Genomic DNA, 25076 nt, shown 5'->3' on the forward strand with positions numbered 1-25076 from the left:
GCCGCTCACACCGCCCCCCGTGCTTCCAGCCGGGCCCGCAGCCGGCGCAGACACCGCTGCCGCAGGGGCCCGATGCTGCCCACCGCGACACCCAGCGCGGCGGACACCTCCAGATAGCTGGGCGGCGGGGAGGCCATCAGCACGCGCAGCAACTGGCGGCAGCGCTCGCCGAGTTCCTCGAACTCCTGCCACAGCCGGCGGATCCGCTCGGCCTCGGCGACGGCCTCCTCCGAGTCGAGCAGCGACTGTTCGGGGGTGACGTCCTCGCTGACCCGGTCCAGGACCCGCGGATCGTCCGTCGGCGTCAGCCGGGTCAGGCCCTTGATCACCTTCAGGCACTCGTGCCGCGCCGTGCTCGCCAGCCAGGACCCGGCCTTCTCCGGCTCCCGGATCCGGCCGAGGTGCTGGGCGAAGCGGAACCACACGGTCTGGTAGACCTCCGAGCCGTCGGCGTCGGAGAGCCGGTGCGCGCGCACGACGGACCACACCAGCGGACTCAGCCCTTCCACAAGCGCTTTCCAGGCCGCCGCGTCACCGTCGACGGCTGACGCGACCAGCGCCCCGACGTCTGCTCGGTCCACGGCTCCACCCCTCGTGTACGGCAAGTCATCGTACGCCGCGGAGGGGACGCATCCGGTCCTCATGCGTCAAGAGCCGTTCGCACGACGGGCGTCGGGCGCCAGGTGGGCGGCCTCAGTGCCGGTACGTGCGCACCGCGCACTTCGGCGTACTCGGTGGTGGCGCCGAGCAACTGCCGTAGTGCGGCGCGCGGGTCGCGTTCCTTGTGCGCCGTCATGTGGGCGGCCACCAGTGCGGCGGCGACCGGGGTGGCGAAGGACGTTCCGCTCCACTGCGCGTACCCCTCGAACATCACCTGGTCCGGCTTGCCCGGGTTGCCCGGTTTGCCCGGTCTGCTCGGGTCGCTCTGGCCTTCCTCGCTCAGCACCCCGGTGTGAGCGGGGTACTGGCAGGTGCAGGCGTAGGTGAAGCCGAACCGGCAGGCGTCGTAGCTCGAGTGCTGGTACACGTACGGCACGGGACGGTCGAAGCCGGTGAGGGCGCTGGTGAGCCGCTCGCCGGGCGCGTACACCCGTACCCACGGTCCGTGGTTGGTGAAGCAGGCGCCGAACTCGCCGTCCGCGCGCAGCGCCCCGACCGACAGCACCGCGTCCTCGTAGCCGGGCAGCGTGGCGTAGGCCGCGGGCCAGAAGGGTGTGGCACCGGCGTTGTTGCCGGCCGCGGCGACCAGCAGGGTGTCCCGGTCGCGCAGTTCGCGCATGAAGGCTTCCACACCGAGGAGGCCGTCGGTGCGGCCGTTGGAGGTGCCCGCGGAGAGGCTGATGATGTCGGGCCAGCCGCCCCGGTCGACGGCCTCGAAGAGCCTGGCGCCGAATTCGGACTCCAGTACCGCGCCGGCGTCGTCGAGCGTGTTCCGGACGGTGACGTCGGTGACCGGCGCGACGGCGGTGAGCACTCCCGCGATGAACGTGCCGTGTCCGACGTACTGCCTGAGGACGCCGTCCTGGTCGGTCTCCTGGAGCTGGGCGTCGCCCTCGGTGTGCGCGAGCTGCGGGCAGGAGCGGTGGTCGTGCATGAGCCCGGTGTCGATGACGAGGACGGCGACGGCGGTGTCCGGGGCGTACGGTGTCCCGTCCACCGCGGGGTTGCACGGCTCGGTCGGGGCGACGGGCACGGGCTCGTCGCCGGGGCAGGCGTTGACGTGCCCCGCGATCGACACCACGTGGTTGCGGCCGACCAGCCGACGGCCCCGGCGCCCCTCGTGCTCGCGCATCGCCCGCAGCGCGTGCGCGACGGCGCGGTCCGCGCCGTGGTCGCCCTGGCCCGGGTCGCCGACCCGGATGCGGGTGACACCACTGCGGTTGGTCTCGGGGCCCGCCCGGCGCACATCGCCGGCGACCAGCCCGGTGGCCTCGGCGAAGTGGCCGCGGACCGTGTCCTCGACGAGCCGGGCCTCCTCGCCGTCGCGGGCGAGGACGACGCCCTTCTCGTAGAGGAACTCGGGTGCGTCGTCCGGCCCCATCGCCAGCGGAACGTCCGGCATCGAGCGCTGGACCTGTCGGAACTGTTCGTGGAACCGCTGCGGTGCCATGGCGTGTCCTCCCCCTGAGGCCGGTTTCGTCAGTCTGATCCCGCGGGCCGCCGATTGATACAGCTCGATACAACCCCGCACGTGTGACGGGCCGTGAGGGGGCCACTACCATCCGAGGAGTGACAGCGGGAAACGCGCCGGTCCTCGAGCTGCTGCCGATGGTGTTCGCCGCCCCCAACGAGGCCCTGGCCGGGGCGCGGCGGGTGCTGGACGCCGATCCGCCGCCGTTGCACGCCTCGGTCGCCCACCAGGTGATGGGCATCTGGCACCGGGACTTCGGCGATCTGCGGGTCGCCCTCCGCCATCTTCGGCGTGCCCGGGACCTCGCGGCACGGGCCGAGTCGGCGGACCGGGAGGCGGACGTCCTCGCCACGCTCGGGGTCGCACTGGTGCATGCGGGGCGCACGCGACAGGGGCTCACGGCGTTCGAGCGCGGGGTCGCGCGCGGCACCGGGCACACCCGGGCCCGGGTGCTGTTCCGCCGGGCCTATGTCTGGTGGGTGCTGGGCCGTCACCGGGAGGCGCTGGAGGACGTCCGCCGGGCGATACCGGTGCTGCGGCAGGCCGGCGACGTGATCTGGACCGCGCGGGCGCTGACCCTGCGGGCGACCGTGCACCTGGCGCTGGGCGCGGTGGACCGGGCGGACGCCGACTTCACGGCGGCCGAGCGGCTGTGGCAGACCACCGGCCAGGAGCACGACAAGGCCGACGCGGTGGAGAGCCGGGGCCTTGCCGCGTTCCGCTCCGGTGACATCCCGGCGGCGCTGCGACTGCTCGACGAGGCGGAGGAGCGGTACGGCAAGCTGGGCACGCCCACGTTCATGCTGTGCGTCCGGCGCTGCGAGGTGCTGATGGCCGCCGGGCTCGCCCCGGAGGCGCTGGCGGAGGCGGACGCGGCGATCGCCGAACTCGACGGGATCGGCGGGCAGTCCACCCGCAAGGCCGAACTGCTGCTGGCCGCCGCCCGGGCCGCCCGCTCGGCCGGGGACCCACACACCGCGATCGACCGGGCCGCGGCCGCCGTGAGACTGTTCGCCGGGCAGCATCGCACCTGGTGGGAGACGCACGCCCGGCTGGTGCTGATCGAGGCGCGGGTGGCGAGCGGGCGGCGGTCGGGGCGGATGGTCACGGACGCGGCCCGGGTCGCCGAGCGGTTGGCCGCCTTCGGTTCGCCCGCCGCACCGGAGGCCTCCCTCCTCGCGGGCCGGATCGCGCTCGCCCTGGGCCGGCCGGAGGCCGCGGAACGGCACCTGGCCGTGGCCGCGCGCAGCAGACGGGCCGGGCCGCCGCTGGCCCGGATGACGGGGTGGGCGGCGCAGGCGCTCAGAGCGCGGGCGGCCGGTTCCGGGCCCGGCCTGCTCCAGGCGTGCCGGCGCGGCCTGGACGTGCTCGACGACCACCGGATGACGCTGGGCGCCTCGGAGCTGAGGGCCCGGGCCACCGCTCAGGGCGCCGAACTGGCGGCGCTGGCCCAGCAGGCGGCCCTCGCCCGGGGCGGTCCGCGGCGGCTGCTGGAGTGGAGCGAGCGGTGGCGGGCCACCGTACTGGCCGCGCCGCCCACCCGGCCGCCCGCCGACCCCGCGCTGCTCGGGCGCCTGACCGCGTTCCGGGAGATCGCCGCCCGGGCGGAGGCCGCCCGTACCGAGGGCCGCCCGGTTCCCGTCCTGGAGCGCGAACAGCGGCGCCTGGAGCGGGACATCCGCTCCCGTACCCTGCACCTGCGCGGCGCCGCCCCCGGGTACGGGGACCGCTTCGACCCGGGCCGGCTGCTGGACCGGCTCGGGGACACCCGGCTGGTCGAACTCGCCGTGCTGGACGGGCGGGTGCACGTCCTGCTGTGCGGGCAGGGCCGGGTCCGGCGGTTCGAGGGCGGGGCGCTCGCGGAGGCGGTGGCCGAGGCCGAGCACGTACAGGCGGGGCTGCGGCGGCTCGCCCACCCGGGGGCTCAGGCCCGGCTGCCGGTGGTGGAGGCCGCGGGCCGCAGGCTGGAGGAACTGCTGCTCGCCGGGGCGGTACGGCATCTGGGTCCGGGGCCGGTCGTGGTGGTGCCGCCCGGCGCGCTGCACCGGGTGCCGTGGGCGCTGCTGCCCTCGCTCAGGGAGCGGGTGCTCAGTGTGTCCCCGTCGGCGGGCAGCTGGCTGCGCGCCCGCGACACCGAGCCACCGCCGGGCGGCCGGCATGTGCTGGTGCGCGGGCCGGGGCTGGCGACGGGCGGCGCCGAAGTGCCCGAACTCGCCGGCCGGCACGGCGGCGCCACGGTCCTCGAGGGCGACGACGCGCAGGTGCCCCGTGTACTGGCCGAGCTCGACGGGGCCGCGCTCGCCCATCTGGCCGCGCACGGCACGTTCCGCGCGGACAGCCCCCTGTTCTCGTCCCTGCGGATGGCCGACGGACCGCTCATCGTGCACGACTTCGAACGTCTCGGCCGCAGCCCGTACCGGATCGTCCTGTCCAGCTGCGACACCGCCCGGCTGGCCTCGGTCGGCGCCGACGAACTGCTGGGCCTGGTCACCGCGCTGCTGCCGCTGGGCACCGCCGGGGTGGTGGCGAGCAGTGCGCCCGTCAACGACGCGGCGGTGGTGCCGTTGATGCTCGCGCTGCACAAAGGGCTCGACTCAGGTCTGTGCCTGGCCGAGGCCCTCCGTGACGCCCGTGCCGCGCTGCCCGGGGACGCGGTGCACCAGGCGACGGGGTGGGCGTTCGCGGCGTTCGGGGCGGCGTGACGCCGGGTCACGCCGACTTCACGGCAGGCGGTTCCACGAGCCACGGCAGTTGCTCCCGGTCGCTCGACCCGAGCCGCGCATAGGCGCTGTACAGGTGGTTGCCGACGGTACGCACCGAGAGCGTGAGCCGCTCCGCGATCTGCCGGTTGGTCAGCCCGGCCGCGGCCAGAGCGACAATCTGCCGCTGCCGGGCGGTGAGTCCGCCCGGCACCAGCCCGGACAGGGCCGGCGTCCGGGCGCCCTGGCAGCGGCGGGCCAGAGCGAGTGCGCGGTTGCGGGAGGTGCGGGCGGCGCCCGGGGCACGGTGCGCGTGGGCCGCCTGGGCGTATGCCTCGGCCGCGAAGAGCAGGAAGCCGCGCTGCCGCAGTGCCTCGGCCGCCCGGTCCAGCGCGGGTCCGTCCCCGCGGGCGAGCGCGTCGGCGTGCCGGGCGAACACGCCGTGCGGCAGCCGTCCCAGGACCCGCTGCGGACGGCCGAGGCGTACGGCGTCATAGCGGGCGTACGGGTCGTCGTGGGCGCTCGTCCGCGGTGACCGGGGTACGGGAGGCGCGAGTTCGGCCCGGCAGGCCGGATCGTCCGGGGTTTCCCGCACCCCTTCCCGCGCCCAGGCCGCAGCCTCCCGCACCTGCCCCCGCAGCCGTGCGAACCGGGCGCGGACGGCGGCGTATCCGGCCGGTACCGGGACGCCCTCCCCCGCCAGCCACTCGCCCACCGGCGTCGGCAGGTCCCGTACGTCCGCCTCCTCGATCCGGCGGGCCAGCGCGGCCCGTTCGGCCGCCAGGGCCGGGCCGCAGTCCTCCGGCGTCGGCGCCGCCCGCCGGGCACGCAGCCGTCCGGCGGCGGTACGCAGCACCGGACCGTGCAGGGGGTGCGCGAGGCGGACGGCACCCTCGTCGTCGACCTGGACGAGGCGCCCGCCCTCCAGGCCTTCCACGGCGTCGAGGTCGAGGTCGTCGAGGCGCAGGGGCAGCGGTTCGGCGAAGGCGAGGCGTTCCAGGCAGTCACGCTCGCCGGGGGTTCGGCCCTCCAGGGCGGGGCCGACGCGTTCGCGTACGGCGGCGGTCACCGGCACCGGACCCCGCCAGGTCCATTCGTCCGCCTCGCACCCTTGGGTCAGCAGGCCGCGCTCGCTCAGCTCGCCCACCAGTTCGCGCAGCAGCCGGAGGTCGCCCCCGCACAGCCGGTGCAGCCGCCCCGCCGTGAGCGGCTCCGGGGTGCGGCCCATGCCCGCGGTGAGCATCCTCGCGGTCTCCTCGCGCGGCAGCGGTTCCAGGGCCAGCCGGGGCAGCAGCTCGCCGGTCCACAGCCGGGACACGGCGGCGGGCACCGGGGCGCCGCCGTCCGCCGCGATCACCACGAGACGGGTACGGCCGTGCACGGCGAGCTGGTGGACCAGGGCGGCGGAGGCGTCGTCCAGGAGGTGGGCGTCGTCGACCACGAGCAGGCGTACGCCGGACAGCAGCCGCACCGCGTGGTGCAGCGAGACCTCCCCGGGCAGCAGATGCGCGAAGGCGGCGAAGTCGAGCCGGCGCGTCCCCGGCGTCCCGGTCGCCCGGGCGCAGCCGGCGCCCCGGACCGCCTCGGTGCCCAGCCGGGTCTTGCCGTGGCCGGGCGGTCCGGTCACCACGATGCCGTGCCGTCCGCCGGTCAGGCACCGGCGGACCAGGTCCAGTTCGTCCTCGCGGCCGGTGAACGGCCAGGGCGGCTGCGGTGTCCAGGGGTCCGGTTCGTAGGTCGTCACGTCAATGGGAGACGGGGTACTCACGTCTGATACAGGGGGACTTGAGTAGGCCCCGACTCAGGCGTCCGGAGGGGGCCGAGGGCAGGCTGTGCACATGACCGCCGCTGCACCACGCGGACGTGCGGGCTTCAGTCCGGCACCGGGGGAACGGTCGGGGGGACGTCACCTTCGGGGGAGGGAGACGTCCCCCCGGCCACGCCGGTCCGCCGTCCGCCGTCCGCCGTCCGCCTGCCGAGGGTGCCGCGTCCGGTCCGACCGTCTCTCCCCACCAGGCCCGCGTGCTGCAGCACGGGCCCGCCGAGGCGGCCGGAGTGGCGGGCGGCATCCTGCGGATGGTCCAACGCGTCGCCGCCGCGGTCTGCCGGTGGCCCTGGGGCCGAGCCTCGTCCGCCGGGGTCACCCGGCCGGTACCTCCCGCCCGCCGCGGGCACCGGGCGACGACTCCCCTGCGGCGCTCGGGATTCAGCCTCCCGGCTCGAGCGGACGCGCCGGGCCCTCGGACCACTGCTGCGGCCGACCCGACGCAGGCGAGACGTCCTCGCACCTGAGCGGTGCGCACTACGTGGGCCCCGCCGAGCGGCTCACCGGGCCGGCCGGCTCGCTCAGGCGCCGACCGGGGCGTTGCCCCCGGAGGGCGGCTGGTACGCCGACTGCTACCGGCGCGGCGACGAGGCGGGCCGCGCCGAAGCGATCGCGTAAGGACGGACGGCCGGACGGCCGGACGGCCGGCGTTCGGCGAGCGTCAGCTCGACCGGAGGGTGTGACCCCGGCGCCGCCACTCCGCTGCGAGCAGTTCGTAGGAACGGACCCGGTCGGCGTGGCCGTGGGTGATCGTCGTGATGAGCAGTTCGTCGGCGCCCGTGGCCTCCTGGAGCTGTTCCAGTTGGTCGGCGACCCGGCCGGGTGAGCCGGTGAACTGGGTGTCGACTCGGTCCCGGACGAGGGCCCGGTCCTCGTCGGTCCACGCGTGGGCCCGTGCCTCGTCGGGTGTCGGGAACTCGATGGCGCCCTCGGCGGTGCGGATGCTGCGCACCCACAGGCCGTAGCCGGTGGCGAGTTCCCGGGCCGTCGCGTCGTCCTCGGCGACCACGACGTCCGCGGACACGCTGACGTGGGGCTTGTCGAGGACGTCGGACGGCTGGAAGAAGGAACGGTAGCCGTCCACCGCCTCCAGGACCGTGGCCGGGCTGACGTGGTAGTTCGCCGCGAACCGCAGGCCGCGGGCGCCCGCGGTCTCGGCGCTCTGCCCGCCGCTGCTGCCCAGGATCCACACCTCGACGTCCGCGCCCTCGCCGGGCACGACGTGTGCCTCGACGCCCTCCGGGGAGCGGTAGGTACCGGCCAGCAGGGCGAGGACGTCGTCGATCTGCTCGGCGTAGTCCTGCGACTCGGCGCCCGGCAGCAGGAGCAGCCTGCGCTGGAGGGCGACGCGGGGTGAGCCGAGGAGGTGCGCGAACGAGAAGCGGGGCGGGATGAGCAGACCGTTCGGGGCGCGGCCGTCGACGACCGGGGTGACCGTGGCCGGGGTGGCCGCGTTCTCGCCGGGCGGCCGGCCGCCGGAGCGGCCGAGCCCCAGGTCGAAGCGGCCGGGGTACAGGGCGTCCAACAGGCCGAACTCCTCGACGGTGTTCAGCGCGGTGCGGTGCCCGAGCTGGACGGCGCCCGAGCCGAGCCTGATGGTGGAGGTGGCACCGGCCGTCAGCGCGAGCAGTACCGCCGGGGACGTGCCGGCCACGCCCGGGTTGAGGTGGTGCTCGGCGAACCAGTAGCGGGTGTAACCGAGGCGTTCGGCCTGCCGGGCCAGGTCGATGGAGTTGCGCAGGGCGTCGCCCGCGGTGGATCCGGACGGGACCGGGACCAGGTCGAGGACGCCGAGAGGGATGTCAGACACGGGCCGGCTCCTCGGTGGCCGAAGGTGCCGGGAGCACCGGGGCCCAGTCGAACGGCGGGTCGGGGATGTCCCTGCGCAGGACCGGGGCCACCGCCGACTGGAAGAGTTCGAGCGAGTCGCGGTGCTGGGTGTCGGTGACGCCGCTCGCGTCCGCGTGCACATGGATCAGCGTGTGCCCGAACTGCTCGTGGTAGCGGTGCACCTTGTCGATGACCTGCTGGGGGCTGCCGATCAGGGCCGAGCTGCGCTCGACGTAGTCCTCCAGGGTCTCGAAGACCACGGGGAGGCCGGCCTGTCTGAAGAAGGCCAGGTTGGCCTCGAAGACGGGCCGGTACACCGACAGCGCCTCCTGGGATGTGGGCGCGACGTGGATGCCGGCCGTGCCGGCGCCGATGGCGATGTCGGCCGGGTCGTGGCCGTAGTACTCCCAGCGTTCGCGGTAGTGGCGGATCAACTCGGCATAGGGCTCGATGGGGTTGGTGACGTTCGCCGAGAACAGCGGGTCGCCGTAGCGGGCGGCCAGGTCCACCGACTCCTTGCTGGTGGCGCTGCCGTGCCAGACCCGGATCGGCTGCTGGTACGGTCGCGGCCACACCTCCGCGTCCTTCAGTTCCGGCCGGAAACGGGTCGCCGCGGTGACCTTGTCCTGCCGCCAGATCCGCCGGAACACCTCGTAGCTCTCGGCGTTGCGGTCCCACTGGTCCTCGGGGGTGACGTGGAACAGCTCGCGCTGGGCGGCTCCGTTGCCCTTGCCGATGATCAGGTCGAGGCGTCCGCCGGAGAGGTGGTCGAGGGTGGCGTAGTCCTCGTAGGCGCGCACCGGATCCAGCAGACTGAGGGTCGTCACGCCGGTGAACAGCCGTATCCGCTTGGTGAGCGCGGCGATGTGGCTGAGCACGACGGGTGGCGAGGACGAGATGAACGGCCGCTCGTGCCGCTCCCCCACACCGAAGCCGTCGAAGCCCAGCTCCTCGGCGAGCAGTGCGTTGTCGAGCACCTCGCGGAACCGCTCGTGCGTCGGCTTGCGGACGCCGGTGACCGGGTCCGGGCGGTGCACGATCAGCGTGAGCGCGATGAATTTCACGACGCCACCCGGTCGCCGGTTACCTCGTCGGGGTGCGCGAGCCCGAGGTGGTCGCGCAGGGTGGTGCCCTCGTACTCGGTGCGGAACACGCCCTGCTCCTGCAGCAGCGGCACGACCTTGTCGGCGAACGGGTCGAGGCCGCCGGGGGTGAGGTGCGGGACGAGGATGAAACCGTCGGAGGCGTCGGCCTGGACGAATTCGTTGATGGTGCGGGCGACGGTCTCCGGCGAGCCGACGAAGGTCTGCCGGTTGCCGGTGTTGATGACCAGGTCGCGGATGGACCAGTCGTTGGCCTGGGCGAGCTCGCGCCACTCGCGGGCTATGGCGATCGGGTCGCGGTACATCCGCACCTGGGCGCGGCCCCGCGAGATGTGTTCCTCGCCGACCACCGGATCGACGTCCGGCAGCGGGCCCTCCGGGTCGTACGCCGAAAGATCCCGGTTCCAGACAAACTCCAGGTGCTTGATGGCGGTGGCCCCGCTGACCTGCTGCCGGCGCACCTCCCGGGCCAGGTCCTCGGCTTCGGCGTCGGTGTCGCCGAGCACGAAGGTCGCGGCGGGCAGGATGAGCAACTGGTCGTGGCGCCGGCCGTACCTGGCGAGGCGGCCCTTGACGTCGCCGTAGAAGGCCTGCCCCGCCTCCAGGGTGGCGTGCCGGCTGAAGATGGCGTCGGCGGTGGAGGCGGCGAACTCCCGGCCCTCCTCGGAGTCGCCCGCCTGGAAGATCACCGGGCGGCCCTGCGGGGAGCGCGGCACGTTGAACCGGCCGTGGATGTCGAACTGCTCGCCCTGGTGGACGAAGGCGCCGGCTTTCGCGTCGCTGAGGAAGGTGCCGGTGGTCTGGTCGGCGAGGATCTCGTCGCCGCGCCAGGAGTCGAAGAGCTCGCTGGCGGTGGCCAGGAACTCCTTGGCGCGGGAGTAGCGCTGTTCCTGCGGCAGGAAGCCGCCGCGGCGGAAGTTCTCGCCGGTGAAGGCGTCCCAGGAGGTGACCACGTTCCAGGCGGCGCGGCCGCCGGAGAGGTGGTCGAGGCTGGCGAACTGGCGGGCCACCTCATAGGGCTCGTTGAACGTGGAGTTGATGGTGCCGGTCAGGCCGAGGTGCTCGGTGACGGCGGCCAGCGCGGCGAGCACGGTGAAGGTGTCGGGGCGGCCGACGACGTCCAGGTCGTATATTTTTCCGCCCTGTTCGCGCAGCCGCAGGCCCTCGGCGAGGAACAGGAAGTCGAACTTGGCGCGTTCGGCGGTCCGGGCGAAGTGGGCGAAGGAGCTGAACTCGATGTGGCTGCCGGCGGCCGGGTCGCTCCACACGGTGGTGTTGTTGACGCCGGGGAAGTGGGCGGCCAGGTGGATCTGCTTCAGCGGCTTGCTCATGGTGTGCGGTTCCTCCGGCTCAGGCGGTGGCTGCGGCGAAGCGGTTGGCGGGGCGGGCGAGTCCGAGGAGGCCGCGCAGGGTGCCGGCCTCGTAGGCGGTGCGGAACAGTCCGCGGCGCTGGAGTTCGGGCACGAGCGCCCGGGTGATGCCCGGCAGGTCGTGGCCGAGCACGGCGGGCCGCAGCCGGAAACCGGAGAGCCCGGCGCCGTGCAACTCCTCCAGAAGATTGGCGAGTTGACCGGGGGTTCCGGTGAATATCCGGGCGTCACTGGTGTACGGGCTGCCCGCGAGGGCGTCGAGCCGCTCGCGCCGGGCCGCCGCCCTGGCCGGGTCCTCGTCCAGGAAGACCACCAGGTCGCCGAAGACGTGCAGCCTGTCGTCGGCGCGTCCGGCCGCCTCCTGCTCGGCGCGGATCTCCGCGACGATCGCGCGGGCTTCGGCGGCGTCGTGCGGGGTGACGTAGCCGACGTCGGCCTGCCGGGCCACGAGCCGGTACGGCACCGTCTGGTGGGCGAGCGCGGTGACCAGCGGCTGCCCCTGGGGCGGCCGGGGAGTGATGGAGGGGCCCTTGACGCTGAAGTGGCGGCCCTCGAAGTCGATGTAGTGCAGCTTGTCCCGGTCGATGAAGCGTCCCGTCGCCGCGTCCCGGATCTCCGCGTCGTCCTCCCAGCTGTCCCAGAGCCTGCGGACGACCTCCACGTAGTCGGCGGCCTCGTCGAACAGGTCGGTGACCAGGTTCTGTGCGGCCGGGCTGTCGTACGCGTCGATCGGGGGGATCGTGCGACGGCCGAAGTGCGCGGCCTCGTTCGGCCGGGCGGTGATCTGCACGCGCAGTCCCGCGCGTCCGGTGCTGACGTAGTCGAGGGTGGCGATCGCCTTGGAGATGTGGAACGGCTCCGTGTGCGTGGCCACCACGGTCGGCACCAGGCCGATGTGCCGGGTGAGCGGGGCGATCCGGGAGGCGATGAGGACGGCGTCCAGACGGCCGCGTACCTGGTCGATGCGTTCGTCCGGTTCCAGGAAGTGCGAGGACTGCGGGCCGAGGCCGTCCTCGATGGTCACGAAGTCGAGGAGACCGGCCTCCGCCTCGGCGACCAGGTCGGCCCAGTAGCCGGCGGTGAACAGGTCCCGGGGGCGGGCGGCCGGTTCGCGCCAGGACGCCGGATGCCAGCCGGTGCCGTCCAGGGCGACGGCGAGGTGGAGGGGGGAGGAGGGAGTCGATGACACGAGGGTGCCTTCCTGGAGGTCCGTACGAGAGCGCCGGCCCGCGGACGGACGGGCGCACGGCGAGGGAAAGAACGGATCAGGAGCAACAGAGGGCGCCGGCCACGCGCTGCAGATCGATGTGCGGCCGGGAGTGCAGTACGACGGAGCGGCTCGGCTGCAGAGCGCGGGGGCGTACGACACGTGTCATGTCCGCCACCTCCGTACGTATCTCGTCCTGAGTCACAACAGCCCGGTCCCGCGGGATGTTCCCGGGCTGCGGACCTGGACGATCGTCGAGCGGCGGCGCAGTGTGAAGCCGATCGACTCGTACAGCCGGATCGCCCGTGTGTTGTCCGCGGCGGCGTGCAGGAACGGGGTGTCCCCGCGCTCCCGGATGCCCGCTGCCACCGCGCGCACCAGCCGGGTGGCCAGGCCCCGGCCGCGGTACGCCGGATCCGTGCACACCGCGCTGACCTCCGTCCAGCCGGGCAACCTCAGGCGCTCACCGGCCAGGGCGATCAGCCGCCCCTGGTGCCGGATGCCGAGGTAGGTGCCCGTCTCGACGGTCCGCTCGAGGAACGGGCCGGGCCGGGTGCGGGCGACGAGGTCGAGGATCTCGGGGACGTCGGCGGGTCCGAGCCGTACCGCCTCGGGGGCGGGCTCGGCCCACAGCGCGGTGTCGACGAGCTGGACGCCCTCGCCGCCGCCGACGACCTGCCACCCGTCGGGAGCGCGGTCGACGGGCTTGATCCGTACGGCCGTCGACGGCCCGACGAGCGTGTGCAGGTCGGCCCAGGCGTCCGGGTCCGCCGGATCGGCGAGCGCGGCGAACGCGTAGATGCCGGCCTGGTAACGGGCGGCCCGCCCGAACCGTTCGGCGAGGTGCGCGTGGGGGCCGGCGAGGGCGGCCCAGACGGCGTTGTCGAGAACGGGAGCATCGGGCGGGGACGACGGGGCACCGCCTCCGCGGACGTCGGTCAGGTGGGCCACGGAGGCGGAGTCCTTTCTAACTGAACCTGCATGACGGCGCTGCCGATTGACGGTCGGTCAGGAGTTGTCCAGCGGCAGCCCGGGCGGGTTGACCTCGGCCTTGGCGACGGCCTCGTCGGAGAGGTTGTAGGCGGCCAGCCACTTGGCGTACTGACCGTTCTCGATCAGGTGGTTGATGGCGTCCGCGAACGGCTTGGCGAGTCCGCTGTCCTTCTTCGTGGTCGCCGCGATCAGGCCCTGCAGGCGGGCGCCGGCGCCGGAGAAGGTACCGGCGCTGCGGGTGGGGTTCGGCGACTTGGCGGTCTGCCTGATGTGGTAGGCGACACCGGGGTTGGCGGCGAAGTAGGCGTCGATCCTGCCACCGCTCAGCGCCAGATAGGTGGCGTTCTTGCTCTGGAAGCGCTTGACGGTGAGGGTCTTGCCCTCCTTCTTCAGCTTCGTCTGCCACTCCAGGAGGATCTTCTCCTGGTTGGTGCCGTTGTCGACGGCGACCGTCTTCCCGGCGAGGTTCTGGTAGTTCCCGTCGAAGTTCCAGGTGCTCTTCTTCAGCACCTCGAAGCCGACGTTGTCCTTGCGGTAGGACGCGAAGTCGTACTTCTTCTTTCGTTCCTCGGTGTCGGTGATGTTGGCGAAGGCGGCGTCGTACTTGCCGCTGTCGACTCCGACGAACATGTTCTCCCAAGTGGCGTTGGAGAACTGCGGCTTGAGTCCGAGAACCGCGGCGACCAGGCGCCCGAGGTCCGGTTCGGCTCCGGTGAGGGTCTTCTGGTCGCCGCCGATGTAGGCCAGCGGCGGGAAACCGTCGGGCAGGGCGCCGACGCCGATCCTCAGGGTGCCGCTCTTGCGGATCGCGGCGGGCAACTCGGCGTTGAGGGCCTTCACCTCGGAGACCTTCAGCTCGGTCTGCTTGGCCGCGCCGTTGGACACCCGACCCACGGTCACGGTGCCGGCGGCGTCGGTCGTGGTGGCGGCTTCGCTGTCACCACCGCAGGCGGCGAGCCCGGTGGCCAGGGTGGCGACCGTGGTCGCCGCGGTGATGCCGCGTATCAGGCTGCGTCGGGAGAAGTGGCTGGGCATGGCTGTCCTTGTCGTTCGGGACGGGTGAGGGTGAGGGGGTTCAGAGGACCCTGCTGAGGAAGTCCCGGGTCCGTTCGTGCTGGGGCTTGTCCAACACCTGGGAGGGCGGGCCCTGTTCGACGATCCTTCCGCCGTCGATGAAGACGACCCGGTCGGCGACCTCGCGGGCGAAGCCGATCTCGTGGGTGACGATGACGAGCGTGGTGCCGCTGGTCGCCAGGTCCTTGATGACGGAGAGGACCTCGCCGACGAGTTCGGGGTCGAGCGCCGAGGTCGGCTCGTCGAAGAGGATGATCCCGGGGCGCAGCGCGAGGGCGCGGGCGATGGCGACGCGCTGCTGCTGGCCGCCGGACAGCTGCCGCGGGTAGGCGCCGGTACGGTCGCCGAGCCCGACCCGGGTGAGCAGTTCGCGTGCCAGCTCCTGTGCCTGGGGCCTGGTCAGCTTGCCGGTGGCGACGGGGGCGGCGGCGACGTTGTCGAGGACGGTGAGGTGCGGGAAGAGGTTGAAGTTCTGGAAGACGAAACCGATCCTGCTGCGCTGGGCCAGGATGGCGCGCTCGCTGAGTTCCTTCAGCCGCGCCCCGTTCCGCTTCACACCGATCAGCTCGCCGCCGACGCTGACGTGGCCCACCTCGGGCTTCTCCAGGTGGTTGATGACCCGCAGCAGGGTCGACTTGCCGGAGCCCGAGGGCCCGAGGATGGCGGTGACCTCGCCGGGGCGCACGGTCAGGTCGATGCCGTCCAGGACGCGGTGGGTGCCGTACCACTTGTGGACGTCGTGGACCTCCAGGGCGGCCGGGGTCGTCTCCAGGGTGTCGGTGGCGGTCATACGGCGGCCTCCCTGCGCAGCCGGGCCCGCAGGTCGGCGAGGCCCGCCCGCGCCTTCTGCAGCGGGGTCGGCGGCAGGCTGCGGGTGGCACCGCGGGCGAAGTACCGCTCGACGTAGAACTGGACGACGGACACGACGCTGGTCAGGATCAGGTACCAGACGGTGGCGACGAGCAGCAGCGGCACGATGTCGCCGGGGTAGGTGCTGCCCATGGTCTGCACCGAGCCGAACAGGTCGAGCAGGGAGACGTAGAAGACGAGGGACGTGCTCTTGATCAGGCCGATGAGCTGGTTGACGTAGTTCGGGGTGATGGACCTCAGGGCCTGCGGGAAGACGATCCGGGTGAACTGGTAGCCCTTGGGCAGACCGAGTGCGGCCGCCGCCTCGTGCTGGCCCTGGTCGACGGAGAGGATGCCGCCGCGCACGACCTCGGCCGCGTACGCCGCCTCGTTGAGGCTGAGGCCGATGACGGCGACCGTCATGTCGGTGGCGAGCTTCGACTCGTCGAAGGTGACGAAGGCCGGCCCGAAGGGGATCCCGAGGCTCAACGTCTTGTACAGGGCTGAGAAGTTGTAGAGGAAGATCAGGACGACGATCAGCGGTACCGAGCGGAACAGCCAGGTGTAGGTCCAGCTCACCGCCCGCAGCACCGGGCTGCCGGACAGCCGGCCGAGCGCCAGCACGATGCCGCCGAGCAGGCCCAGCACGGCGCTGAGCGCGGCCGCTTCGAGGGTGACGACGAGCCCGTCGAGGATCGTGGGGCGCAGGAACCAGTAGCGGAAGCGGTCCCACTGGTAGAAGGGGTTCGTGGCCAGTCCGTGCAGGATCTGTGCGACGAGCACGAGGACGACGGCGGTGACGATCCACCGTCCGGGCCGCCGCAGCGGCTGTACGCGCTGGGCTCTGACGGTCTGTGGCGGTGTTTCGGCGGGTGGTGCCTCGGCGAGGGACACGGCGGCGCCTGGGGGTTCACTCATGGCGGGCTCCGGCGGATTCGGACACCCCGGGAACGCGGCGGGCCGGACGCGGGCCGCTACGGCGCTACGGCACGGGGCGGCACACGGGATCGCACGGGAACCGGGGGCTGGTCGGACAACGGCACACCGTACGGACGGTGTGCGTCAGGGCGCGGGGGGGGGCGGCTGGGAAGTGGGGTCAGCCCCGACAGCGGGCACGGCCCGGTGCGGTACACAGTGCGCTGTTGACCCGGAGCAGGTCGACGGCACGATCGGCGACGAGCAGTCCGGCGTACGGCGGTACGCAGCTCTGGGTACGGCCCGTGGCCGTCCTGGGAGCTGCGTACATGGCGTCACCTGTCACTGTTCCGGCCCCGCGGGGCTCTCGCGCTTACCGAAGACTTCGTCCGGTCCGGTCGTCACCTGGGGCACCCCACCGCGATGCGAGGGTTGCCGGTCAGCGAGCCAGGGCTTGTCGCTGACGCTCATGACCGTTCTGATCAGCAAGTAAGGCAGTTGACCGTTCGGATGTCAACGGCTGTCCATGCAATGGACCTGCCTGACCGGACCTCACCTGCTGGAAGAGCCGCCGGTGTCCATCGTGTGCCCCGTCCAGTCCAGGATCTGGACGGCCGCTCCGGCGGCCTCCAGGCCCTGGCAGCGGCCGTGGTGGCGGCGTGCGATGCCGTCCAGGTCCAGGTGGGTCCCGAAGGCGCGGTGGGCGGCCAGGCGCCGGGCGTAGGCCCACAGCACCGGGTGCCCGGCGATGCGGTGCACGGCACGGGCGTCGAGGTGGCAGCGGTGCACGGTGTCCAACTGCACCAGGGCCACCCACAGTTCGACGTCGGCCGCGGTGAGCCGGCCGGCGACGAGGTACTCCTCGCCGTCCAGGTACCGCTCCAGCCTGCCCAGGGTGTCCAGCAGCAGTTCCAGCGCGGTGGCACGCTCCGCGGGATCGGCGTCGGCCCGTCCGGCGCGCTGTGCGGCCTCCTGGATGCCTTCGGCGCAGAGCCGTTCGACGGCTTCGATCTGACTCTCGGTGCCGCACGGATACAGCGAGGTGGGGCCGTCCGGACAGAAGCGGTCGAGGTCGCGCAGGATGTCCGGGGTGTGGGTGCTGACGATCCGCCCCGACCAGTCGTCGCTGAGCACCGGGGCGAGGGCCGGCCCGGTGTAGTGGTGTGCGCTCGCCTCGTACAGCGGACGCAGGGCCGAGTGGCCGCCGCCGGGACGGTCCGGTACGGCCGGCAGGAACGTGACCGGGCACTCGTGGTCGAGTCCGAGCAGGCTGTGCCCTATGGCCAGGCGCAGCCCGTCGGGACAGGCGGTGGAGAGATGGAGCCGGTAGCGGTGCGGCACGGCGTGGTGGCCGCTGCGCGCGTCCCGGCCGAGACGGCCCCGGAAGACGGGGACGGAGCGGTGGGCGGACGGGACGGCGGCGAGCGGTGCGATGGACATGCGTCTCCCCGGGGGCGGGCGCGCGGACGTGGGCGCGGCGGAAGCGTCGTCGGACAGTGGGCGCCAGGATGTGCCGGAGGGGTCCGGGGCGCCCGGACGGGCGGGCGAGGTCAGCGGGTCGCCCGGGACCGGCTCAGGAGGCTGATCGGGCGCTGCAGACCCGCAGCAGGTCGATGTGCCGGCGGGAGGTGAGCAGGGGCGAGGTCGGCGTACGGCTCACGCGGCTGGTGACCGTCTCCGAGCGCCTCATGTTTCCCTACCTGTTCACTAGGATTCCCATCTGGAGTGTCGATCCGGCTCGGGGCGACGTCAAGGGGGCGTCCACCCCTGGGACACCGGACGGGTGAACGGGGGGATCCGCGCCCCGCCTTCGGCGGGCTCACAGGTGGGCGCGGACCGGGCCACCGCAGGACCCTGTCCGCGGTCAGCGGTATGTGACATAGTACTGCTGTGGCGAAGCGACTGACCTGCGATGTCGTGGTGGTCGGCGCCGGGATGACGGGCGCTGCCTGTGCGTGGTACGCGGCGCGGGCGGGCCTGGACGTCGTCCTCGTCGACCGGGGTCCGGTGGCCGGCGGCACGACCGGCGCGGGCGAGGGCAATCTGCTCGTCTCCGACAAGGAACCGGGACCGGAGCTGGAACTCGCCCTGCTGTCCGCCCGGTTGTGGACGGAGCTGGCCCGTGAGGACGGACCGGGCTTCGAGTACGAAGCGAAGGGCGGCGTCGTCGTGGCCACGACCCCCGCCGATCTCGCCGCGCTTGCCGGCTTCGCCGCCGCCCAGCGGGCCGCCGGTGTCACCGCGGTGCCCGTCGACGCGGACGGGCTCCCCGACCTCGAACCCGAGCTGGCGCCCGGACTCGCCGGCGCCGTGCACTACCCCCAGGACGCCCAGGTCATGCCGGCCCTCGCCGCCGCCCGTCTGGTCCGCGCCTCGGGTGCCCGGCTGTACACCGGATGGACGGTGACCGGCGTGCTGCGCACGGCCCGGGGCGCGATGCTCGGGGTGCGCACCGACCGGGGGGACGTCCACGCGCCGGCCGTGGTGAACGCCGCCGGGACCTGGGGCGGCGACCTGGCCCGCCTCGCCGGCGTCCACCTTCCCGTCCTGCCGAGGCGCGGCTTCGTGCTGGTCACCGAGCCGCTGCCCCGGCTGGTGCGGCACAAGGTGTACGCCGCGGACTACGTGGCCGACGTGGCCGGCGACTCGGCCGCGCTGCAGACCTCGCCGGTCGTCGAGGGCACGGCCGCCGGACCCGTCCTCATCGGCGCGAGCCGGGAGCGGGTCGGCTTCGACCGCTCGTTCTCGCTGCCCGTGGTGCGGGCACTCGCCGCCGGGGCCACCCGGCTGTTCCCGTTCCTGGAGCGGGTGCGGGCGATGCGGACCTACCTCGGCTTCCGGCCGTATCTGCCCGATCACCTGCCCGCGATCGGCCCCGACCCGCGGGTTCCCGGACTGGTCCACGCCTGCGGGCACGAGGGCGCGGGCATCGGACTGGCCACCGGGACGGGTCACTTGATCGCCCAGGTGCTGACCGGGACGCCACCGGAACTGCCCCTCGCGCCCTTCCGGCCCGAGCGCTTCGCGACGAACGGGGTGAATACGGCGTGAATCCACTGGAGTTGGCCCGGGCCCGGCCCGGCACCGCCTTCATCGTCAGCTTCGACGGCCGCGCGATCGAGGCGCTGCCCGGCCAGACGGTCGCCGCCGCGCTGTGGACGGCGGGTGTGACCGCGTGGCGCACGACCCGGCGCGAGGGCCGCCCCCGGGGGGTGTTCTGCGGCATCGGGGTCTGCTTCGACTGCCTGGTCACGGTCAACGGCCGCCCGAACCAACGGGCTTGTCTGCTGCCCGCGCGGCCGGGCGATGTCATCGTCACGCAGGAGAGGACGGGACACGATGGCCGCGACGGCTGAGCGGGCGCGCCTCGCCGTGATCGGCGCGGGCCCGGCGGGGCTCGCCGCGGCCCTCGCCGCCGCCGCGCGGGGGGTGGACGTCACCCTCGTGGACGCCGGCCCCGAGGCCGGCGGCCAGTTCTACCGGCAGCCTGCCGCCGCCCTCGGGGCGCGCCGCGCCAGGGCGCTCCACCACCAGTGGCGCACCTGGGAACGGCTGCGGGACGGACTCGCGGAGCATCGCGCCGCCGGACGGGTCGGTCACCTGACGGACCATCATGTGTGGTGTGTGGAGCGCGAGTCCGCCGGCTTCGTCGTCCACGCGCTGCGCGGTCCCGCGCAGGAGGAGCCCGCGACGGTGCGTGCCGACGCGGTACTGCTGGCCACCGGCGGCTACGAGGTCGTACTCCCCTTCCCGGGCTGGACGCTGCCCGGGGTGGTCACCGCGGGCGGTGCGCAGGCCATGCTCAAGGGCGGCCTGGTGCTGCCGGGGCGGACGGCCGTCGTCGCCGGGACCGGGCCGCTGCTGCTGCCCGTGGCGACCGGCCTCGCGGCGGCGGGCGCGCGCGTGGCCGCCCTGGTGGAGTCCGCCGACCCGAGAGCCCTGCTGCGCAGGCCCTCGGCACTGGCCGCCCAGCCCGGCAAGCTCGCCGAGGGCGCCGGGTACGCGGTACGGCTCCTGCGGCACCGCACACGTCTGCTGACCCGCCGTACCGTCGTCGAGGCGCACGGCAGGGACCGGCTGGAGGCGGTGACCGTCGCCGCCCTGGACGCCGGCGGGCGGATCCGGCCCGGAGTTGAGCACCGCATCCCCTGTGACACCCTCGCGGTAGGCCACGGCATGCTGCCGCACACCGACCTCGCCGAGACGCTGGGCTGCACCCTGAACGGGACGGACGTGCACGTCGACGACGAGCAGCGCACCGACGTTCCGGGCGTCTGGGCGGCCGGTGAGACCACCGGCATCGGCGGCGCGGCGCTCGCGCTCGCCGAGGGACACATCGCGGGCCGCTCGGTCGCCGCCCGTCTGCACGGCCGGGAACCCGACCCCGCGGCCTGGTCGGCGGCGGCCCGGGCCCGTGCGCGACTGCGGACGTTCTTCGCGGCCGTCGACGCGGTGTACCCGCCGCCCGCCCGCTGGCCGGAGCGTGTCCCGGACGACACCGTCGCCTGCCGCTGCGAGGAGGTCACCGCCGGGGAGGTCCGCGCGGCCGTCACCGGACTGGGCGCGGGCGACCTGCGCACCGTGAAGCTGCTGACCCGGGCCGGGATGGGCTGGTGCCAGGGCCGTGTGTGCGGGCCCGCGGTCGCCGGGCTCGCCGGATGCGAACCGACCCCCTCCCGGCGGCCGTTCGCCCGGCCGGTGCCGCTGGGTGTGCTGGCCCGAGCTCCCGAAGACCCCGTCGAGGAGGAACCCTCATGACCGACCACCGCCCCTGGCACGGCGTTCTCGTCGCCACCGCGCTCCCGCTGGACGACGACCTCGGGGTGGACTACGACAGGTACGCCGAGCACTGCGCCTGGCTCGTCGAGAGCGGCTGTGACGGTGTCGTGCCGAACGGCTCGCTCGGTGAGTACCAGGTGCTCACCCCCGCGGAGCGCGCCAAGGTCGTCGAGACGGCCGTGGCCGCGATCGGCGGGCGGCGCGTCATGCCGGGCGTCGCCGCCTACGGCTCCGCGGAGGCCCGCCGCTGGGCCGAGCAGGCACGCGACGCGGGGTGCGGTGCGGTGATGCTGCTGCCGCCGAACGCCTACCGTGCCGACGAGCGGTCGGTGCTCGCCCACTACACGGAGGTCGCGAAGGCGGGCCTGCCGGTCGTCGCCTACAACAACCCGATCGACACCAAGGTCGACCTCGTGCCCGAACTCCTCGCCCGGCTGCACGGCGAGGGCCTGATCCACGGCGTGAAGGAGTTCTCCGGCGACGTCCGCCGCGCCTACCGCATCGCCGAACTCGCCCCGGAGCTGGATCTGCTGATCGGCGCCGACGACGTGCTGCTGGAGCTCGCGCTCGCGGGTGCCAAGGGCTGGGTGGCCGGCTACCCGAACGCGCTGCCCACCGCCTGCGTCGAGCTCTACCACGCGGCCACCGGCGGCGACCTCGCCACGGCCGAGCCGCTCTACCGGCAACTGCACCCGCTGCTGCGCTGGGACTCGCGCACCGAGTTCGTGCAGGCGATCAAACTGTCCATGGACGTCGTCGGCCGGTACGGGGGTCCCGTGCGGCCGCCGCGCGTGCCGCTGCTGCCCGAGCAGGAGGCCACCGTCCGGGCCGCCACCGAGAAGGCCGTCGCGGCCGGACTCGCCTAGGAAGAGGGGCATCATGCGCAGCAAGCTCGTCCTGCACGCCGTCGACTCGCACACCGAGGGCATGCCCACCCGGGTGATCACCGGCGGCATCGGCACCGTCCCCGGCGCGACCATGAACGAGCGGCGGCTGTACTTCCGTGAACACCGGGACGACGTCAAGCAGTTGCTGATGAACGAGCCGCGCGGGCACTCCGCGATGAGCGGAGCGATCCTGCAGCCGCCGACCCGGCCCGACTGCGACTGGGGCGTGGTCTACATCGAGGTCTCCGGTTATCTGCCGATGTGCGGGCACGGCACGATCGGCGTGGCGACCGTGCTGGTGGAGACCGGCATGGTGGAGGTCGTCGAGCCGGTCACCACCATCCGCCTGGACACCCCGGCCGGGCTGGTGGTCGCCGAGGTCGCGGTCGAGGACGGCGCCGCCAGGAACGTCACGCTGCGCAACGTGCCGTCCTACAGCGTGGGCCTGGACCGCAAGGCCGTGCTCGCCGACGGGCGGACGGTGACGTACGACCTCGCCTACGGCGGCAACTTCTACGCCATCGCGCCGCTGGAGGAGTTCGGTCTGCCCTTCGACCGCGCCCGGGGGGACGACATCCTCGCCGCCGGCCTGTCCCTGATGGAGGCCATCAACAGCGAGGAGGAACCGGTCCACCCCGAGGACCCGTCGGTCCGCGGCTGCCATCACGTCCACCTGTACGCGCCCGGCGCCACCGCCCGGCACTCCCGGCACGCGATGGTCATCCACCCCGGCTGGTTCGACCGCTCGCCCTGCGGCACCGGAACCAGCGCGCGCATGGCGCAGCTGCACGCGCGCGGCGAACTGCCGTTGCACACCGAGTTCGTCAACGAGTCCTTCATCGGCACCCGGTTCACCGGCCGGTTGCTCGGCACGACCGAGGTGGCCGGGATTCCGGCGGTGCTGCCGAGCTTCACGGGCCGCGCCTGGATCACCGGCACGGCCCAGTACCTGCTCGATCCCACGGATCCGTTCCCCGCCGGTTTCGTCCTCTAGACTCCCCCCGGTGATGCGTGACATGGCACAGCAGCCCGCCCGGGACGGCGCGGCCCCCGCACTCCCCCGGCTGGGCGGGCGCCGCAGCAGCTACCGGGAGCGGGTCGCCGACGCGCTGCGGGCCGCGCTGATCGCGGGTGAACTGCGGCCCGGCGAGGTGTACTCGGCGCCCTCCCTGGCCGCCCGGTTCGGCGTTTCCGCGACCCCGGTCCGGGAGGCGATGCTCGACCTGGCCAAGGAGGGCCTGGTCGACGCCGTCCCCAACAAGGGCTTCCGGGTCACCGCCGTCTCCGACCGGCAGCTCGACGAGTACACCCATGTCCGCGCACTCATAGAGGTCCCCACCGTGGTGGCCCTGACCGGCACGGCGGACCGTGCCTCGCTGGAGGCGCTGCGCCCGGCCGCCCGGGAGATCGTCACCGCGGCCGCGGCGGGCGACCTCATCGCGTACGTCGAGGCCGACACCCGCTTCCACCTCGGTCTGCTCGCCCTCGCCGGCAACGCCCACCTCGTCGAGGTGGTCGCCGACCTGCGCGGACGCTCCCGGCTGTACGGACTGACCGCACTGGTCGAGGCGGGCCGGCTGCCGGCCTCCGCCGAGGAACACCTGGAGCTCCTCGACGCGTTGCTGGCCCGCGACGAGAAGGCCGTGCGCGAGGTCATGGCCCGGCACCTGGGGCACGTGCGGGGGCTGTGGGCGGACCGGACCAAGGACCGCTGAGACACACCGGCGCCGGTCCGGCGGTGGAGTCGTGGAACCCGCGGCCGCTTGCCGCACCGAGGCGGTTCCCGGCCGAGGGTCCGGCAGACGCCCTCGCCCTCAGGGGGCCGGTCGGCTCGTCCGCTCCTCCGCCTCCTGCAGGTGTACGTACGGCTGCAGAGCCGCCGCGTTCAGGCGTTCCGGGGACGGTGGGGGGACGGCGACGAGGGACCGCAGCGGCGTGGGTTCGAGCTGTTCCGCCGGCCGCAGACCGGGGTCGCCGGGATAGCCCAGCTGCGTCCAGATCAGGCCGGCGAGCCGGGGCAGCAGCGGGTGGGCGAGCAGGGCGAGGCCGAGAAGCCACTCGGCGTCCGTGCCGAGCGGCGTGTGGGCCCAGTCGTCCAGCATCCGCACGGCGGCCGTCAGGTCGGGAGAGCAGGGGCTGAGCAGCGCGTACTGGGCGGCCGCCGCCTTGAGCGCCGGAGCGGCCGGCCCTCCTGGTCCGGACCGCTCACGCAGCCGGTCGAGGGCCGGGCGCAGGACCGCGGCGTCCCAGTCGCGCAGGGCGTTGACGTGCTGGGTGAGCGTGCCGGTGGAGGTCTCGGCGGGGCCGTGGTCGAGCGGCGCGTGGAGCAGGGTGTAGCGCAGTTCGTCCGAGGTCACCGAGGAGTTCTCCAGCAGTTCGGAGAGCCAGATGCCGTGCCGCTTGCTGGTGGAGCACTTCTGCCCCTCGAAGTGCAGCATGCCGTTGACGACGGTGGCGTCGAACGGTGCCAGCGTCCCCTGTGAGCCCTGCGCGATCACGTCCGGGACCAGCAGCCCGGGGGTGGAGTTGTCACTGCCGAACAGGCCGACCGTGGTGACACCGCTGCCCGGCGTGAAGGGGTTGACCGCGGCACCGGTGAGTTGCCGGTGCAGCTCACCGCAGTAGACGCTGTAGAGGAAGTAGCCGTTGCTGATGACCTTCCCGGCCGGCAGCATCCCGCTGCGGATGCCCCACTCGCCCTGTCCGGTCAGCCGGATGCGGCCGCCGTGCTGGTCCAGGGCGCGCAGCAGCGGAGCGAGGAACACGGGCCGCAGGCCGGACGCGCGGTGCCGGTCGGCGATGGCCCGGGGGTCGTCGGCCGTCGCGAACCAGTTCTCCTCCGTGCGCCACTCGACCGGGCTGTCACTCAGCCGGGACCGGGCCCGCAGCAGCTGCTCGGGCACGAAGTACTCCCCGCAGTAGGTGCAGGTGCTGCCTCCGCACGGGTGCCCGCAGTGCGGGCAGTCCCCCGCGATCCACGGGCCGACGAGAGGCCGGCCGGTGTCCCCCGCGTAGGGGATCCGCTCGCGTTCGAGCCGGGCGGCGCCGGTGGCCCGCAGCCGGGTGAGCACGTCCTCGTGCAGCCGCCGATAGGCGTCCCGGTGCTGCTCGCCCGCGGGGTCGATCCAGGTGTCCAGGTCCACGGAGAGACGGGCGAGGTCGCGCGCGATCCCCTCGTGGTGGTCCCGGTAGGTTTCCTCCGGCGGGCGGCCCTCGCGGTGGGCGGCGGCCACCACCCAGTCCTCGTAGGCGTCGCTGCCGGTGATGACCGCGACCTCGTGGCCCTGGGCGCGCAGTGCGCGGGCGATGACATCGGCCCGCAGATAGGTGCCGCCGCCGTGTCCGATGTGCAGTCGCCCGTTGGGAGTCGGCTGCATGGGCACGAGCAGGACCTTGTGGTGTATGTGCATGGCG

The 25076-nt window shown here is 73.6% G+C and carries 21 protein-coding genes and 1 riboswitch; of the genes, 7 read left to right on the forward strand and 14 right to left on the reverse strand.

Translation table 11 applies throughout. The features are described from left to right. Positions 1–5: 5 nt before the first annotated feature. Entirely contained in the window at positions 6–644 is a 639-nt protein-coding gene (locus tag ACFY0F_RS06460; protein WP_388789827.1) for an RNA polymerase sigma factor, read from the reverse strand. Beyond that, on the reverse strand, positions 641–2110 hold the full coding sequence (locus tag ACFY0F_RS06465; RefSeq protein WP_388789830.1) for a S8/S53 family peptidase: 1470 nt from the start codon (positions 2108–2110) through the stop codon (positions 641–643). The genes ACFY0F_RS06460 and ACFY0F_RS06465 overlap by 4 nt, the downstream gene beginning before the upstream one ends. 119 nt (positions 2111–2229) lie before the next feature. Between ACFY0F_RS06465 and ACFY0F_RS06470 the strand changes: the two genes are divergently transcribed. Next, the gene (locus tag ACFY0F_RS06470) at positions 2230–4833 is read left to right on the forward strand and encodes a CHAT domain-containing protein (protein WP_388789833.1); all 2604 of its coding nucleotides are present in this window, start codon (positions 2230–2232) and stop codon (positions 4831–4833) included. A 7-nt stretch (positions 4834–4840) separates the two neighbouring features. Here ACFY0F_RS06470 and ACFY0F_RS06475 read toward each other — a convergent pair whose 3' ends face one another. The 11 genes from ACFY0F_RS06475 to ACFY0F_RS06525 form a co-directional block, all read right to left on the reverse strand. Beyond that, the gene (locus tag ACFY0F_RS06475) at positions 4841–6574 is read right to left on the reverse strand and encodes a LuxR C-terminal-related transcriptional regulator (RefSeq protein WP_388789835.1); all 1734 of its coding nucleotides are present in this window, start codon (positions 6572–6574) and stop codon (positions 4841–4843) included. 742 nt (positions 6575–7316) lie between these two features. Further along, positions 7317–8465: an LLM class flavin-dependent oxidoreductase gene (locus ACFY0F_RS06480; protein ID WP_388789839.1), complete on the reverse strand. Its 1149-nt coding sequence runs from the start codon at positions 8463–8465 to the stop codon at positions 7317–7319. Next, entirely contained in the window at positions 8458–9549 is a 1092-nt protein-coding gene (locus tag ACFY0F_RS06485; RefSeq protein WP_388789842.1) for an LLM class flavin-dependent oxidoreductase, read from the reverse strand. Before ACFY0F_RS06485 ends, ACFY0F_RS06480 begins: the two co-directional genes overlap by 8 nt. Then, positions 9546–10919 carry an NtaA/DmoA family FMN-dependent monooxygenase gene (locus tag ACFY0F_RS06490; RefSeq protein ID WP_388789845.1) on the reverse strand — a complete coding sequence of 458 codons (1374 nt, stop codon included), beginning with the start codon at positions 10917–10919 and terminating at the stop codon, positions 9546–9548. The genes ACFY0F_RS06485 and ACFY0F_RS06490 overlap by 4 nt, the downstream gene beginning before the upstream one ends. A 19-nt stretch (positions 10920–10938) precedes the next feature. Continuing rightward, positions 10939–12147: an LLM class flavin-dependent oxidoreductase gene (locus tag ACFY0F_RS06495; RefSeq protein WP_388789848.1), complete on the reverse strand. Its 1209-nt coding sequence runs from the start codon at positions 12145–12147 to the stop codon at positions 10939–10941. Positions 12148–12223: 76 nt separating this feature from the next. Beyond that, the gene (locus tag ACFY0F_RS06500) at positions 12224–12334 is read right to left on the reverse strand and encodes a putative leader peptide (RefSeq protein WP_388789851.1); all 111 of its coding nucleotides are present in this window, start codon (positions 12332–12334) and stop codon (positions 12224–12226) included. Between the two features lie 32 nt (positions 12335–12366). Beyond that, positions 12367–13116: a GNAT family N-acetyltransferase gene (locus ACFY0F_RS06505; RefSeq protein ID WP_388789854.1), complete on the reverse strand. Its 750-nt coding sequence runs from the start codon at positions 13114–13116 to the stop codon at positions 12367–12369. 57 nt (positions 13117–13173) lie between these two features. After that, the gene (locus ACFY0F_RS06510; protein ID WP_388789857.1) at positions 13174–14193 is read right to left on the reverse strand and encodes an ABC transporter substrate-binding protein; all 1020 of its coding nucleotides are present in this window, start codon (positions 14191–14193) and stop codon (positions 13174–13176) included. Between the two features lie 40 nt (positions 14194–14233). Then, a complete protein-coding gene (locus ACFY0F_RS06515) occupies positions 14234–15022 on the reverse strand; it encodes an amino acid ABC transporter ATP-binding protein (RefSeq protein WP_388789860.1) in 789 nt (262 codons plus the stop codon). After that, positions 15019–15999, reverse strand: coding sequence for an amino acid ABC transporter permease (locus ACFY0F_RS06520; RefSeq protein ID WP_388789863.1), 981 nt, complete (start codon positions 15997–15999; stop codon positions 15019–15021). Before ACFY0F_RS06520 ends, ACFY0F_RS06515 begins: the two co-directional genes overlap by 4 nt. Before the next feature lie 361 nt (positions 16000–16360). Further along, positions 16361–16471: riboswitch (SAM riboswitch) on the reverse strand. A 77-nt stretch (positions 16472–16548) separates the two neighbouring features. Further along, on the reverse strand, positions 16549–17436 hold the full coding sequence (locus ACFY0F_RS06525; RefSeq protein ID WP_388789865.1) for a glutathione S-transferase C-terminal domain-containing protein: 888 nt from the start codon (positions 17434–17436) through the stop codon (positions 16549–16551). Between the two features lie 450 nt (positions 17437–17886). On the opposite strand from ACFY0F_RS06525, the gene ACFY0F_RS06530 reads away from it, so the two are divergent. From ACFY0F_RS06530 to ACFY0F_RS06555, 6 genes are read left to right on the forward strand one after another with little or no spacing between them, the layout of a single operon-like run. After that, positions 17887–19047 (forward strand): NAD(P)/FAD-dependent oxidoreductase, encoded by a 1161-nt coding sequence (locus ACFY0F_RS06530; RefSeq protein WP_388789868.1) that lies wholly within the window; start codon positions 17887–17889, stop codon positions 19045–19047. Further along, positions 19044–19352, forward strand: a complete 309-nt coding sequence (locus tag ACFY0F_RS06535; RefSeq protein WP_388789871.1) for a (2Fe-2S)-binding protein — start codon at positions 19044–19046, stop codon at positions 19350–19352. The genes ACFY0F_RS06530 and ACFY0F_RS06535 overlap by 4 nt, the downstream gene beginning before the upstream one ends. After that, positions 19336–20754, forward strand: coding sequence for an FAD-dependent oxidoreductase (locus ACFY0F_RS06540; RefSeq protein WP_388789875.1), 1419 nt, complete (start codon positions 19336–19338; stop codon positions 20752–20754). The genes ACFY0F_RS06535 and ACFY0F_RS06540 overlap by 17 nt, the downstream gene beginning before the upstream one ends. After that, a complete protein-coding gene (locus ACFY0F_RS06545) occupies positions 20751–21641 on the forward strand; it encodes a dihydrodipicolinate synthase family protein (RefSeq protein WP_388789878.1) in 891 nt (296 codons plus the stop codon). The genes ACFY0F_RS06540 and ACFY0F_RS06545 overlap by 4 nt, the downstream gene beginning before the upstream one ends. A gap of 13 nt (positions 21642–21654) precedes the next feature. Next, the gene (locus ACFY0F_RS06550; RefSeq protein ID WP_388789881.1) at positions 21655–22656 is read left to right on the forward strand and encodes a proline racemase family protein; all 1002 of its coding nucleotides are present in this window, start codon (positions 21655–21657) and stop codon (positions 22654–22656) included. A 13-nt stretch (positions 22657–22669) separates the two neighbouring features. Then, positions 22670–23377, forward strand: coding sequence for a GntR family transcriptional regulator (locus ACFY0F_RS06555; RefSeq protein ID WP_388789884.1), 708 nt, complete (start codon positions 22670–22672; stop codon positions 23375–23377). Positions 23378–23476: 99 nt separating this feature from the next. Here ACFY0F_RS06555 and ACFY0F_RS06560 read toward each other — a convergent pair whose 3' ends face one another. Further along, the gene (locus tag ACFY0F_RS06560) at positions 23477–25072 is read right to left on the reverse strand and encodes a class I tRNA ligase family protein (RefSeq protein WP_388789887.1); all 1596 of its coding nucleotides are present in this window, start codon (positions 25070–25072) and stop codon (positions 23477–23479) included. Positions 25073–25076: the final 4 nt, after the last annotated feature.

It is taken from the genome of Streptomyces sp. NPDC001544 (assembly GCF_042894285.1).
In the GTDB taxonomy this organism is placed as follows: domain Bacteria; phylum Actinomycetota; class Actinomycetes; order Streptomycetales; family Streptomycetaceae; genus Streptomyces.

Excerpts from the sequence above, each read along its gene's own strand:
- ACFY0F_RS06460 (WP_388789827.1), bottom strand. The coding sequence starts at position 644 with ATGAGGACCGGATGCGTCCCCTCCGCGGCGTACGATGACTTGCCGTAC.
- ACFY0F_RS06465 (WP_388789830.1), bottom strand. The coding sequence starts at position 2,110 with ATGGCACCGCAGCGGTTCCACGAACAGTTCCGACAGGTCCAGCGCTCG.
- ACFY0F_RS06490 (WP_388789845.1), bottom strand. The coding sequence starts at position 10,919 with ATGAGCAAGCCGCTGAAGCAGATCCACCTGGCCGCCCACTTCCCCGGC.
- ACFY0F_RS06500 (WP_388789851.1), bottom strand. The coding sequence starts at position 12,334 with ATGACACGTGTCGTACGCCCCCGCGCTCTGCAGCCGAGCCGCTCCGTC.
- ACFY0F_RS06510 (WP_388789857.1), bottom strand. The coding sequence starts at position 14,193 with ATGCCCAGCCACTTCTCCCGACGCAGCCTGATACGCGGCATCACCGCG.
- ACFY0F_RS06515 (WP_388789860.1), bottom strand. The coding sequence starts at position 15,022 with ATGACCGCCACCGACACCCTGGAGACGACCCCGGCCGCCCTGGAGGTC.
- ACFY0F_RS06520 (WP_388789863.1), bottom strand. The coding sequence starts at position 15,999 with ATGAGTGAACCCCCAGGCGCCGCCGTGTCCCTCGCCGAGGCACCACCC.
- ACFY0F_RS06525 (WP_388789865.1), bottom strand. The coding sequence starts at position 17,436 with ATGTCCATCGCACCGCTCGCCGCCGTCCCGTCCGCCCACCGCTCCGTC.
- ACFY0F_RS06540 (WP_388789875.1), top strand. The coding sequence starts at position 19,336 with ATGGCCGCGACGGCTGAGCGGGCGCGCCTCGCCGTGATCGGCGCGGGC.
- ACFY0F_RS06545 (WP_388789878.1), top strand. The coding sequence starts at position 20,751 with ATGACCGACCACCGCCCCTGGCACGGCGTTCTCGTCGCCACCGCGCTC.
- ACFY0F_RS06550 (WP_388789881.1), top strand. The coding sequence starts at position 21,655 with ATGCGCAGCAAGCTCGTCCTGCACGCCGTCGACTCGCACACCGAGGGC.
- ACFY0F_RS06555 (WP_388789884.1), top strand. The coding sequence starts at position 22,670 with ATGCGTGACATGGCACAGCAGCCCGCCCGGGACGGCGCGGCCCCCGCA.
- ACFY0F_RS06560 (WP_388789887.1), bottom strand. The coding sequence starts at position 25,072 with ATGCACATACACCACAAGGTCCTGCTCGTGCCCATGCAGCCGACTCCC.